General features: G+C 50.8%; 10 protein-coding genes. 3 read left to right on the top strand and 7 right to left on the bottom strand.

The genetic code is table 11. The annotated features are described in order from the left end of the window. Nucleotides 1-74: 74 nt before the first annotated feature. The 6 genes from On2M_RS16880 to nhaB all read right to left on the bottom strand — a co-directional run bounded on the left by On2M_RS16880 (nucleotide 75) and on the right by nhaB (nucleotide 7,086). Complete coding sequence (locus On2M_RS16880; RefSeq protein ID WP_210905186.1) at nucleotides 75-788, bottom strand: MgtC/SapB family protein; 714 nt, start codon at nucleotides 786-788, stop codon at nucleotides 75-77. 63 nt (nucleotides 789-851) lie between these two features. After that, the gene (locus tag On2M_RS16875; protein WP_247605002.1) at nucleotides 852-1,871 is read right to left on the bottom strand and encodes a nucleoside hydrolase; all 1,020 of its coding nucleotides are present in this window, start codon (nucleotides 1,869-1,871) and stop codon (nucleotides 852-854) included. Next, nucleotides 1,846-2,877, bottom strand: coding sequence for a LacI family DNA-binding transcriptional regulator (locus On2M_RS16870; protein ID WP_151219444.1), 1,032 nt, complete (start codon nucleotides 2,875-2,877; stop codon nucleotides 1,846-1,848). The genes On2M_RS16875 and On2M_RS16870 overlap by 26 nt, the downstream gene beginning before the upstream one ends. A gap of 106 nt (nucleotides 2,878-2,983) precedes the next feature. Next, the gene (locus On2M_RS16865; RefSeq protein WP_151219443.1) at nucleotides 2,984-4,378 is read right to left on the bottom strand and encodes an MFS transporter; all 1,395 of its coding nucleotides are present in this window, start codon (nucleotides 4,376-4,378) and stop codon (nucleotides 2,984-2,986) included. A 491-nt stretch (nucleotides 4,379-4,869) separates the two neighbouring features. Next, the gene (dsbB, locus tag On2M_RS16860) at nucleotides 4,870-5,400 is read right to left on the bottom strand and encodes a disulfide bond formation protein DsbB (RefSeq protein WP_151219442.1); all 531 of its coding nucleotides are present in this window, start codon (nucleotides 5,398-5,400) and stop codon (nucleotides 4,870-4,872) included. A 141-nt stretch (nucleotides 5,401-5,541) separates the two neighbouring features. Beyond that, nucleotides 5,542-7,086, bottom strand: a complete 1,545-nt coding sequence (gene nhaB / locus On2M_RS16855; protein WP_151225557.1) for a Na(+)/H(+) antiporter NhaB — start codon at nucleotides 7,084-7,086, stop codon at nucleotides 5,542-5,544. Nucleotides 7,087-7,322: 236 nt separating this feature from the next. Here nhaB and fadR point away from each other — a divergent pair, with 236 nt between their 5' ends. Next, the gene (gene fadR / locus On2M_RS16850; RefSeq protein WP_151225556.1) at nucleotides 7,323-8,042 is read left to right on the top strand and encodes a fatty acid metabolism transcriptional regulator FadR; all 720 of its coding nucleotides are present in this window, start codon (nucleotides 7,323-7,325) and stop codon (nucleotides 8,040-8,042) included. A 31-nt stretch (nucleotides 8,043-8,073) separates the two neighbouring features. On the opposite strand, the gene On2M_RS16845 is transcribed toward fadR, so the two are convergent. After that, complete coding sequence (locus On2M_RS16845) at nucleotides 8,074-9,606, bottom strand: SpoVR family protein (protein WP_187252304.1); 1,533 nt, start codon at nucleotides 9,604-9,606, stop codon at nucleotides 8,074-8,076. A 322-nt stretch (nucleotides 9,607-9,928) separates the two neighbouring features. On the opposite strand from On2M_RS16845, the gene On2M_RS16840 reads away from it, so the two are divergent. Together On2M_RS16840 and dadX are read left to right on the top strand one after the other, a co-directional pair. Further along, nucleotides 9,929-11,227, top strand: a complete 1,299-nt coding sequence (locus On2M_RS16840) for a D-amino acid dehydrogenase (RefSeq protein ID WP_043016065.1) — start codon at nucleotides 9,929-9,931, stop codon at nucleotides 11,225-11,227. 12 nt (nucleotides 11,228-11,239) lie between these two features. Then, on the top strand, nucleotides 11,240-12,310 hold the full coding sequence (gene dadX / locus On2M_RS16835; protein WP_151219439.1) for a catabolic alanine racemase DadX: 1,071 nt from the start codon (nucleotides 11,240-11,242) through the stop codon (nucleotides 12,308-12,310). The last annotated feature ends 53 nt before the right edge of the window (nucleotides 12,311-12,363 follow it).

Below are 12,363 nucleotides of genomic sequence, written 5' to 3'. Positions count from 1 at the left end.
ACTCGTTTTCCAGCCGGGTAACTTTTGATACCGCCTTTAACTTTAATCTGGTTTCTCGACCCTGTACAAAATAATTAGTGCTCCAGCGCGATAGCATAAACATGATCAATGGCAGACAGATTGCCGTAAAGTTCAGGTAAAGTTATTTTCTTCCTGATTATCACCTTAAGATTAACTTCGATTTTCCTCTTTTTTAGATCGCGAATAGTGATGTTCTCAATAACATTTTTTTGCTGATGAATACTGTCAATCAGCGTTTGTAGCCCCGATTTATCATCCAGGACAATTCGAATTTTAACTTTACCTGGTGACTGGTTTCGGGTTTGTAAAAAGATGACGAAATAGCTAAGTTTTATTGCCAGAAGGAATAATCCTGTTGCAAGTATGGCATGGAGATAAAAGCCAGCCCCACATGTAATTCCTATACCAGCAGAAGCCCAAACGATTGCTGCTGTCGTCAATCCGGATATCGCATCATCATGGCGATGCAGGATAACTCCTGCTCCCAGAAAGCCTACACCACTGATGACTTGAGCGGCAAGCCGCATAGGGTCGCTACGTATATTCATCGATATCTCAGCGTAATATTCGGCTGACTGAATCGAAACGATGGTCAGCACACAGCTGGCGACGGATATTATCACGCACGTTTTAAACCCGACTGGCTTCCCTTTTGATTCTCTTTCAAGTCCGAGGACTCCTCCCAGAAAAAAAGCGGCACATATTTTACATAACGTAATTAAAAGGGATTCTCCTTCAGCGGATAAGAGGAGTGCCAACGCATTCATTTTTCCTCCGGAACAATATGAGCTTATATACTGTGCTAATACATTCTTTCCTGTTTCGGCATGCTACACATGATAGCGATGGATATAGTGTTCAATCAGTGAAAGAAGTTTTTGGTTATCAACAGACTGAAGAATTTCTATCATTACTCCTTTGGGCTCAGGTATTCCCACGTCGAGACGTAATGTGTTACGTCCATAGCGACAGGTCATACCGCGGGTCAGTCCTTCAAGCGAGACATCCAGAAAGTCTTCTGTGGTTGTTGCGAGAGAGGAGTCAAGCAGCCAGGCGACTGTCAGCACATCGTGTATCCAGCATCCGGGCAGATTTCGGGTGCGCATAGAATACGTAATCCATGGACGGATAGTTTGCTCCAGATAACGACCCAGAACGTTTTCTGCCGAAGCCAGACGATCTAAATCAGCATGGAGCATCTGCGTTTTTGTTGTGACATCCATAGGAACTAATGTTACTGGCGCTCCGCTGGTCAGCACGGCATGGGCTGCTTCTGGATCCAAACCAAAATTGGTGTCTTTCATATACCCTGGAACGTTAAACACACCGCCCATAATCACAATCTTTTTTACCGCATGAATAAGCTGCGGATAGAGTTGCAGCGCAATAGCCACATTAGTAAGCGGACCCGTTGCAATCAGAGTTATCTCGCCGGGGTTGTGACATATCAGCTCACCGATCGCTTCAGGCGCAATAGGTTTGGCGTGGCGAGATGCCTGAGGAGTGGGAACATCTTCCCAGAGTTGGCGTAAGCCAAAGTGCTCCACACCATGATCGAGCTTTTCTCTCCATGGCAAAGGATCTTCTCTGAGTGCACGTGAGGCGCCACAATAGACAGGGATTGGGACATCCAGTCTTTTTACGAGGTCTTTGGCTACAGCATATCCAACCTCAACCGGTGTATTTCCGGCTACGGTGGTGATCATTTCCAGAGAGATTTGCGGTGCGGCAATGGCGAGTGCCAGCGCGAGGCCATCATCGATATTGGCACCGGGAATCCCATTACCTGGATCGCAATCGATAATCACACGCATAGATTCACGTTTATCTGGTTTCGGATTGTACTTCATGTCCCTGGCAGCCACACGACTCTCCCACTTGTAAAAAAAACTCAAATTCAATGCGGCGAACTTCTCCATTCCAGTTTTTCAACATATCGATTGCCGCCCGGGCCATTTTGTCTACCGGTTGTCGAACGGCGGTTAGGGAAGGTACGTTGTAGGCCGATTCCTGTGTTGCGTTAAAGCAGACCAAAGCCACATCTTGTGGAACGTGGAGCCCTTGTTCTGCCAGTGCCCGTAAGCACCCAAGCGCTTGCTGCTCATTGGTAGCGAACAGCGCGCGTGGAGGCACTCCTTGTAACATGCGTTTCGTCGCCTCGTAGCCTCCGGCACGGGTATAGTTAGTCGAAAAGATCCAGGAGGGATTGACAGAGAGCGAGGATTCCTCCAATGCTAACTGCCATCCTTTGATACGATCCTGCGTGTTCAACATTTCACGTGGACCACAAATTATGCCAATGTCACGGTAACCGTGATCAATAAGATGTTGTGTGACCTGTCTGGCTGCTAGCTGTTCATCTACCTGAATCACACTCACATTCAGACTGGGATCTACACGATCCAACATGACACAAGGCGTACCGCTATCCTGAATCAGCTCAATATAGGGATGCCGATCTACACTGGTATAGATAAGTCCATCAACCTGACGATTCAGCATATTATTAATCAATTCTCGTTCACGTCCGCTATTGTCACCCGCATCACCAAGCAGAAGCACCTTGCCATCAGCAAATGCCTCATGTTGCAGGGCGTGTGCCATTGAGGCAATAAACGGGTTCGATATGTCAGGAGCAATGAGCCCGTAAGTATGTGTACTGCCTGAAGCGAGGGCTCGCGCTATACCATTGGGTCGATATCCCGTCTTTTTTATGGCCTGCAATACGCGTTGTCGGGTCGCTTCGGCCACCGGACGCGGACCATTATTAATAACGTAGCTCACTACAGCGACAGACGTTCCTGCTTCTTTCGCGACATCGGAGCGGGTTACACGTTGTGAATGTGATTGAGTCATAAGGCACCAACCTGATTTTGTTCAGAGTGTTCGTTTTGCCAGCCAGCATAAGGTGTTATGACCCAAAAATCTTTGGTAAAGAACGCGCATCCCACGCTCTCAGGTCTCAAATCGCATCCTCCGGCAGGTTGAGATCGCGACCGCGCGTTTCCGGAGCGAAGAAAGTCGTCACTAGTCCAATAGCAGCCATGAGCGAAAAATAGAGGGCAATAGGCCACCAGTGGCCGTAAAACGAGAGTAACGCTGAGGCGACGAGTGGGGCCGTACCGCCAGACATAATGGATCCCAGCTCTTTTGCGAAAGCCATTTTGGTATAACGGTTGGTTACACCAAACAGTTCAACTCCCCATGCCGCCTGAACCCCAAAAATTCCCAGGGAAGCGAGTCCCATTCCCGTAATAATTGTTGGGATAACAATCCACGGCTCGCGGGAATCCAGCAACATGAATGCCGGGAATGCATACAGGATAAGCAACAGACAAAACCAACGATAGGTGATACGTCTTCCAAACCGATCAGAAAGCCAACCTGCCAGTGGAATAATGGCAAACCCCAGAATTGAAGCGATAAAAACCGCCAAAGTGGGGACCGATTTATCAACCATCAGCACTTTGGCAACATAGCCAATAATGAATCCTTGTGCCAGGTAGGAGGGACCATTTTCGCCGATACGCAATCCGACCATAGTCCAGAACGCACGGGTGCGTTGCCAGAAACTACGCGTGTCGTGCTGCTGCATCTCCTCACCTTTACGAAGCGCATTCTCTCGTTCGGCCTGCAGGAGTGCTTTTTGACGTTCAAATACCGGCGTTTCACGCATATGACGCCGAATAAAGAGGGCGGTGGCGGCGATAAGGAAACTACAAAGAAAAGGAATACGCCACCCCCAACTTAATAAGGTGTCTTTATCCATTTGCAGCACGATGAGCCAAACCAATGAGGCCAACAACGTACCGCTATTTGAACCCAGGGCGATAATCGAAGAGACCAGACCGCGGCGTTTAACAGGGGCATATTCACCGAGCATGACGGTGCCGCCTGACAATTCTGCACCGGCGCCCAGCCCTTGGGAAAATCGTAAAATAACCAGACACACCGGCGCCCAAACGCCAATTTGCGCGTAGCTGGGAATTAAACCGATCAACATAGTTGATACGCCCATTAGCCCGATAGTGATAACCATCACAATTTTTCGGCCATGACGATCGCCGATCCAGCCGAATAACAGCGCGCCGATGGGACGGGCGATAAACCCAACGGAATAGGCAGCGAAGCTGGATAACAGCGCCATAACAGGCGTTGCTTCGGGAAAAAAGATGTCGCCAAATATAATGCCAGCTGCGAGGCCATACAGAGCGAAATCGGCATATTCCATTGTTGTGCCCAGCCAACAAGATAATGCCGCTCGCCAGAATTCGCGGCGTCCTTCAGGTGTTTCCAACCGTTGCTGTGCGGCTTGCTGACCGTCAGTTACGGGTACAGAGGATGAATGCGTGTTCATAAGAACTCCTTGACGTTATCTGCCAATAATTGCGCGCGCTTTAACTTTATCTATTCTACTCGGGTAGATATTGCATTTTTACTGCAGATTAATAGATCTACTCGGGTAGATAAACTAGTAGAAAGATTCCAAATTGAGGGGTAGATCACTTATAACGGAGAATTGTTACAGAAAATTGATCATCGGCATTCGATGCAGCGCGAGTTTTACCGGGCTAGCCGTTGCGGGGGAAAGTTACTCTCAACGACGTATTAGTATGCCGAGCTTGAGCTCTTCGCTTGAATCAGATTGTAAGCCGTTGTTGAACTCGTGCTGACTGATTGCAGCAAACTCATACGAAAGCCATTACGACGACATATTCTCTTAACCGGTAAAAAAAAGCTCACAACGGTGACATTGTGAGCTTTCTGTACCTAAGATGGACGTCTTACGGATGTTTTATATTACAGTGCGTTAAACCAACGTTTAACGCTCCCGAATGCGCGTCTCTGTTAGCGACCGAAGAGGTCACGTTTTTTCGGTTTAAACGGCTGCGCTATGACTACCAGCACGGCGACCACCAGGTAGGCGGCGAAGATCCCCAACAGCCACTGCGGCATTTCCAGGGTTAAAAAAGACCACTGGCGTTCAGCACAGTCGCCGGAGGCTAAAAACACTTGCGGAAGCCATTTGTCCAGCGGCAGCCAGCTCGGGAAGCGGGCGGCAAAATCACAGGTCATAAACGGTGAAGGATAAAGCTGAATCATGGTGTGTTCATACGCCAACTGAAACCCGCGCCAGGCGCTGTAAATCCAGATAACCATCGCCACATAGCGCAGCGGCGTTTTTGGCGCGATAGCCCCTACCAGTCCCGCTCCCATTACACCGAATAATGCGCTACGTTCGTAGATACACAACACGCACGGTTTTAGCAGCATGACGTGCTGGAACCAAAGCGCGACGAGCTCCAGCGCAAAGGCGGTTAACGCCAACAATAACCATGCTCCACGACCTCGGGAGCACTGGTTTAAAAATCGCAACATAATCATTTCCCTGCAACATGCGTAGAGACCGCAGTTTAAACCAATTCAACTTATGCGCCACTAGCGGTAATTGAAAATTTGCGTAATCGGATATTTATCATGCAAAAAGTCAAACCGGGCAGTGATTTGCCCGGTTAATTGTTATGAAAGTGTAGCTAACCAGCCCGTTTGGGCCATCCACTCGGTCACCGGAACAAGTGTGAACTCTACGCAAAGCAGACCGACGAGTGTCAGAACAAGGGTATAAGGGAGAGCCATCCACACCATGCGGCCATAAGACAGGCGAATCAACGGTGCCAGCGCGGAGGTCAGCAGGAACAGGAATGCCGCCTGGCCGTTTGGCGTGGCCACGGAAGGCAGGTTGGTCCCGGTATTGATCGCCACCGCTAACAGTTCATATTGATTGAGGCTGATAGTTCCCTGTTCCAGCGCGGCTTTGGCCTCGTTAATGTAAATTGTGCCGACAAATACGTTATCAGAAATAGAAGACAGCAGGCCGTTGAAGAGGTAGAACAGCGTCAGTTGGGCATGTTCGGAGGATTGTAAAACAAACTGAATGATTGGCGAGAAAAGCTGTTGATCGATAATAACCGCAACAATTGAGAAGAACACAGTCAACAGGGCGGTGAAAGGCAGCGATTCGGTAAACGCTTTACCAATCGCATGTTCGTCAGTAACGCCAGTCAACGAGGTTGCCAGAATAATCACCGATAAACCAATTAATCCGACTTCCGCCAGATGCAGGGCCAGAGCAATCACCAGCCAGACACCAATAATCGCCTGGATAATCAGTTTGATTTTGTCCTGGCGAGTACGTTGCTGACGGCTCTGATCGTCAAACTGTTGCAGAACGTCACGCACGGTCTCCGGCAACGTATCGCCATAGCCAAACCAACGCAACTTCTCAACCAGCACACAGGTTAGCAGGCCGCAAATCAGCACCGGGACGGTGACCGGCGACATGCGCAGGAAGAAGTCACCAAAATGCCAGCCAGCTGCTTTGGCGATAATCAGGTTTTGCGGTTCGCCGACCATGGTCATCACGCCGCCTAACGCCGTACCGACACCCGCATGCATCATCAAACTGCGCAGAAAACCACGGAACTGCTCAAGAACGACCTTATGGTGCTGATCGATATGGCTGTCATCAAGCATATTATTGTCTTCCGCGCGGGAAGAGGCGACACGATGGTAGATACCATAAAAACCGACCGCTACGCTGATCACCACGGCCACGACGGTCAGCGCATCAAGAAATGCCGAGAGAAAGGCGGCGGCAACGCAAAATGCCAGTGACAGCAACGCCTTAGAGCGAATAGTGAGCAGCAAACGGGTGAAAATAAACAGCAGAAGCTGCTTCATAAAGTAGATGCCAGCCACCATAAACATCAGCAGCAAAAGCACTTCAAGGTTAGCGGCAACCTCTTCACGCACATGTGTAGCGCTGGTCATGCCAATCATGACTGCTTCTATGGCTAACAACCCGCCCGGCAGCAGCGGGTAGCATTTTAGCGCCATCGCCAGCGTAAAAATGAACTCGGCTACCAACAGCCAGCCCGCAATAAAGGGATTAATGAAGAAAATAATCGGGTTAACGACTAAGAAGATGAGTAGTGCAAGTTTGTACCAGTCAGGTGATTGACCTAAAAAATTGCGCCACATAGCGCGGCCCCATGATAGCTCCATGGTGATTTCCCTACCTTTAAAAATGAAATCATGTTTTTATGTTTGACCGCAAAGCTTAGCGGGAGGAGGGAGTACAGGCAAGCTATTCACGTGACGGGCAAGCCTGGTTGTACTTCAGCGTTATCTGGAAAATGAAGCCTTGATCCACTTTTTCTTCATTGCGTCAGCTATCAGCTATGTGACCCGTCTGGTATGATAACTGTAACTATGTTTTGCTGTGTAATGGAATTATCACTATGGTCATTAAGGCGCAAAGCCCGGCGGGGTTCGCGGAAGAGTACATCATTGAAAGTATCTGGAATAACCGCTTCCCACCTGGCACTATTTTGCCCGCTGAACGTGAACTCTCTGAACTTATTGGAGTGACACGTACCACGTTACGCGAGGTATTACAGCGTCTGGCGCGGGACGGTTGGTTGACCATTCAACACGGCAAACCGACGAAGGTGAATAACTTCTGGGAAACTTCGGGGCTGAATATCCTTGAAACGTTGGCGCGTCTCGATCATGAAAGTGTGCCGCAGCTGATCGATAATCTGCTGTCTGTGCGTACCAATATTTCGACAATCTTTATTCGCACCGCGTTTCGCCAGCATCCTGATAAAGCGCAGGAGGCCCTGGCAACGGCAAATCAGGTTGCCGACCACGCTGACGCCTTTGCCGATCTGGATTACAACATCTTTCGTGGACTGGCATTTGCCTCCGGCAACCCGATCTATGGTTTGATTCTCAATGGCATGAAAGGATTGTATACCCGCATTGGCCGTCATTACTTCGCCAATCCGGAGGCGCGCGCGCTGGCGCTGAGCTTCTACCGTAAGCTGTCAGAACTTTGTGAGCAAGGTGCTCATGAGCAGGTATATGATACGGTGCGTCGCTATGGTCACGATAGTGGCGAGATTTGGCATCGTATGCAGAAGAACTTGCCGGGCGACTTAGCCATTCAGGGCCGCTAATTAGAAACCCCTCATTTGAGGGGTTTTATTATTACAGACCGTTCATCCTCGGCGGGCAACGCTCCAGCAGCTCCACGCTGCCATCTTCATTCTGCTGCTCCAGCATCACGTCAAAACCCCATAACCGGTGCACATGCTTCAGCACCTCTTTGCGTCCTTTATCCAGCGGAGCACGGTTATGCGGAATATAGCGCAAGGTGAGGGAGCGGTCACCGCGTAGATCGACATTCCAGATTTGAATATTCGGCTCCAGGTTGCTCAGGTTATATTGCGACGACAACCGGTTACGAATTTCACGATACCCTTCCTCGTTATGAATCGCGGAAATCTCCAGATAGTTATGACGATCGTCATCCAGTACGGTGAACAGGCGGAAATCACGCATCACCTTCGGGGACAGGAACTGACTGATAAAACTTTCATCTTTGAAATCGCGCATCGCGAAATGCAGGGTTTCCAGCCAGTCGGATCCGGCTATATTTGGGAACCAGTATTTGTCCTCTTCGGTTGGCGACTGGCAAATACGTTTGATATCCTGGAACATGGCAAAACCGAGGGCATAAGGATTTATTCCGCTATACCACGGACTGTTGTATGGCGGTTGGAACACTACGTTGGTATGGCTATGCAGAAACTCCAGCATAAACCGTTCCGTGACTTTACCTTCATCATAAAGGTGGTTCAGGATGGTGTAATGCCAGAAAGTAGCCCAACCCTCGTTCATCACCTGTGTTTGTTTCTGCGGATAAAAATATTGGCTGACCTTGCGCACAATGCGCAGCACTTCGCGTTGCCAGGACTCCAGCAGCGGGGCGTTCTTCTCCATGAAGTACAGCAGGTTTTCCTGTGGCTCAGAGGGATAACGCCGGGCTTCCGCCACGCTTTTCTCTTCCTCTTTCTTCGGCAGCGTGCGCCACAACATATTCACCTGGCTTTGCAGATACTCTTCACGGCTTTTTTGCCGGGCTTTTTCTTCCTGTAGGGAGATTTTTTGCGGGCGTTTGTAACGGTCAACGCCGTAATTCATCAACGCATGACAGGAGTCGAGGAGCTTTTCGACTTCATCCACGCCATAGCGTTCTTCGCACTGGGTAATATAGTTTCGCGCGAAGATCAGGTAATCGACGATGGAACTGGCATCCGTCCAGCTACGAAACAGGTAGTTGTTTTTGAAAAAGGAGTTATGTCCATAGCAGGCATGCGCCATCACCAGCGCCTGCATGGTAATGGTGTTCTCCTCCATCAGATACGCGATACACGGATTGGAGTTAATAACAATCTCATAGGCCAGCCCCTGCTGACCATGCTTATACAAGCGTTCGGTTTCAATAAACTTTTTACCAAACGACCAGTGAGGATAGTTGATCGGCATCCCAACGCTGGAATACGCGTCCATCATCTGTTCGGAGGTGATCACCTCGATTTGGTGCGGGTAGGTATCCAGTCTGTAGAGTTTCGCCACGCGGTCTATTTCCGCCAGATACACATCCAGCAGATCAAACGTCCAGTCGGGTCCATCGCTTAACCGTGTGCTGTCCTTGTTCATGGAATCAATCGTAGCCATTCGCGCACCCTCATTGTTGGCGGCACTCTCTGTCTGGAGTACCTCATTTCAAGCATAGAACATGGTGTTAAAAAACGTGCTGTGGCAGAAATTTTTTCTTTGCGATTTCACGTTAGCGAGGCGTCGAAAAAAGGCATGGTTGCAAAATTTTATGCTGGATAAAAATAACGCGCAGCAGGAGATGCCAAAGCAAAGAGTTCCCTGCTGTTACTGCTATATGTGAGATAAGTCACCATAAAAAAGCCATATGTTGAATAATATTTTCAACTGAGTTATCAAGATGTAATTAGATGATTGTTCTTTTACTGTTAACGGAGTGGCTATGCGAGTTGTCATACTGGGAAGTGGTGTCGTTGGCGTGACCAGCGCCTGGTACTTAAGTCAGGCTGGACACGATGTCACCGTCATTGATCGTGAGCCCGGTCCGGCACTGGAAACCAGTGCCGCGAACGCGGGGCAAATCTCTCCAGGTTATGCAGCACCATGGGCGGCGCCAGGCGTACCGCTTAAAGCAATTAAATGGATGTTTCAGCGCCATGCTCCGCTGGCCGTTCGCCTCGACGGGACGCAGTTCCAGTTGAAATGGATGTGGCAAATGCTGCGCAACTGCGACACCAGCCACTACATGGAAAACAAGGGGCGGATGGTGCGCCTGGCTGAATACAGCCGTGATTGCCTGAAAGCGCTGCGTGCCTCTACCGGTATCGAGTACGAAGGACGTCAGGGCGGAACGTTACAGCTGTTCCGTACCGCTCAACAGTATGAGAACGCCACCCGCGACATCGCCGTGCTCGAAGATGCGGGCGTACCCTATCAGCTCCTGGAAGCAAGCCGCCTGGCGGAAGTCGAACCGGCGCTGGCGGAAGTCGCGCACAAGCTGACCGGCGGTCTGCGTTTACCGAATGACGAAACCGGTGACTGCCAGCTGTTTACCCAGCGTCTGGCGCTGATGGCGGAGCAGGCGGGCGTTAAGTTTCGTTTTAACACCCCGGTCGATAAGCTACTGAGCGATGGCGAGCAGATTTATGGCGTTCAGTGTGGCGAAGAGATAGTCAAAGCCGATGCCTATGTGATGGCGTTTGGCTCTTATTCCACGGCGATGCTGAAAGGGATCGTTGACATTCCGGTCTATCCGCTGAAGGGCTATTCTTTGACCATTCCGGTGGCGCAAGATGACGGTGCTCCGGTTTCAACTATCCTTGATGAAACCTACAAAATCGCCATTACCCGCTTTGATAACCGTATTCGCGTTGGCGGCATGGCGGAGATTGTGGGCTTCAATACTGAATTGCTACAACCCCGTCGTGAAACGCTGGAGATGGTTGTACGCGATCTCTTTCCACGCGGTGGGCATGTGGAACAGGCGACCTTCTGGACCGGGCTGCGTCCGATGACCCCGGACGGTACACCGGTGGTCGGGCGAACCCGTTTCAAGAATTTGCTGCTTAACACCGGGCACGGCACCCTGGGCTGGACAATGGCCTGCGGTTCGGGTCAGTTGCTCAGCGACATTCTCTCCGGTCGCACGCCGGCTATTCCTTACGACGATCTGAGCGTGGCGCGTTACAGTCCGGGGTTTACTCCGTCTCGTCCACGACATTTACATGGCGCACATAACTGATAAGGACGTGAGATGACCCGCCCGATACTGGCCAGCATTGACCTGCAGGCGTTGAAACAAAACCTGACCATTACCCGCCAGGCAGCGCCGGACGCCCGCGTCTGGTCGGTGGTGAAAGCTAATGCCTACGGACACGGCATTGAACGTGTCTGGAATGCGCTGGGCACCACCGACGGTTTTGCCATGCTCAATCTTGAGGAAGCGATAACCCTGCGTGAACGAGGATGGAAAGGCCCGATACTTATGCTGGAGGGCTTTTTCCACGCCGATGATCTGATCGTGTATGACAAATATCGTCTGACCACCTGCGTGCACAGTAACTGGCAGCTAAAAGCGTTGCAGAATGCGCGCCTCAACGCGCCGCTGGATGTTTACCTGAAGGTGAACAGTGGTATGAACCGGCTGGGTTTCTTACCAGAGAGAGTATCAACAGTCTGGCAACAGCTGCGGGCAATGCCCAACGTCGGCGAAATGACATTAATGTCGCACTTTGCTGATGCGGAGCACCCGGAGGGGATCCAGGACGCCATGACGCGCATTGCCCGTGCGACAGAAGGGCTGGAATGCAAACGGTCGCTGTCCAATTCGGCCGCCACGCTGTGGCACCCTGAAGCGCATTACGATTGGGTTCGCCCAGGTATTATTTTGTACGGTGCATCGCCGTCGGGGCAATGGCGGGACATTGCCAATACCGGCCTCAAACCGGTAATGACCCTGAGCAGCGAGATAATCGGCATACAGACGTTGAAAGCCGGAGATCGGGTGGGCTACGGTGGACGCTATACCGCCAGCGGCGAGCAGCGTATTGGCATTGTGGCGACTGGCTATGCAGACGGTTATCCGCGCCATGCGCCAAGCGGAACGCCGGTGCTGGTGGATGGCGTTCGCACCGGTACGGTCGGAACGGTTTCAATGGATATGCTGGCGGTAGACCTGACGCCGTGCCCGCAGGCGGGGATAGGGACGCCAGTGGAGCTGTGGGGCAAAGAGATTAAAATTGACGACGTGGCCACTTCTGCCGGAACGGTGGGCTATGAGTTGATGTGTTCTCTGGCGCTGCGCGTACCGGTTGTGACAGTGTAACGTTTACGGTGTGCCTGATGGCTCTGCACTGATTAGGCCTATGGAGTCAGTGC

The organism is Citrobacter sp. On2M, from assembly GCF_018035235.1.
GTDB classification, from domain to species: Bacteria; Pseudomonadota; Gammaproteobacteria; order Enterobacterales; family Enterobacteriaceae; genus Citrobacter; species Citrobacter meridianamericanus.
Note: the sequence above shows the minus strand (reverse complement) of the source record. Positions and strands in the feature narration are given on the sequence as shown.

Excerpts from the sequence above, each read along its gene's own strand:
- On2M_RS16880 (WP_210905186.1), bottom strand. The coding sequence starts at position 788 with ATGAATGCGTTGGCACTCCTCTTATCCGCTGAAGGAGAATCCCTTTTA.
- On2M_RS16875 (WP_247605002.1), bottom strand. The coding sequence starts at position 1,871 with ATGAAGTACAATCCGAAACCAGATAAACGTGAATCTATGCGTGTGATT.
- On2M_RS16870 (WP_151219444.1), bottom strand. The coding sequence starts at position 2,877 with ATGACTCAATCACATTCACAACGTGTAACCCGCTCCGATGTCGCGAAA.
- On2M_RS16865 (WP_151219443.1), bottom strand. The coding sequence starts at position 4,378 with ATGAACACGCATTCATCCTCTGTACCCGTAACTGACGGTCAGCAAGCC.
- dsbB (WP_151219442.1), bottom strand. The coding sequence starts at position 5,400 with ATGTTGCGATTTTTAAACCAGTGCTCCCGAGGTCGTGGAGCATGGTTA.
- nhaB (WP_151225557.1), bottom strand. The coding sequence starts at position 7,086 with ATGGAGCTATCATGGGGCCGCGCTATGTGGCGCAATTTTTTAGGTCAA.
- fadR (WP_151225556.1), top strand. The coding sequence starts at position 7,323 with ATGGTCATTAAGGCGCAAAGCCCGGCGGGGTTCGCGGAAGAGTACATC.
- On2M_RS16845 (WP_187252304.1), bottom strand. The coding sequence starts at position 9,606 with ATGGCTACGATTGATTCCATGAACAAGGACAGCACACGGTTAAGCGAT.
- On2M_RS16840 (WP_043016065.1), top strand. The coding sequence starts at position 9,929 with ATGCGAGTTGTCATACTGGGAAGTGGTGTCGTTGGCGTGACCAGCGCC.
- dadX (WP_151219439.1), top strand. The coding sequence starts at position 11,240 with ATGACCCGCCCGATACTGGCCAGCATTGACCTGCAGGCGTTGAAACAA.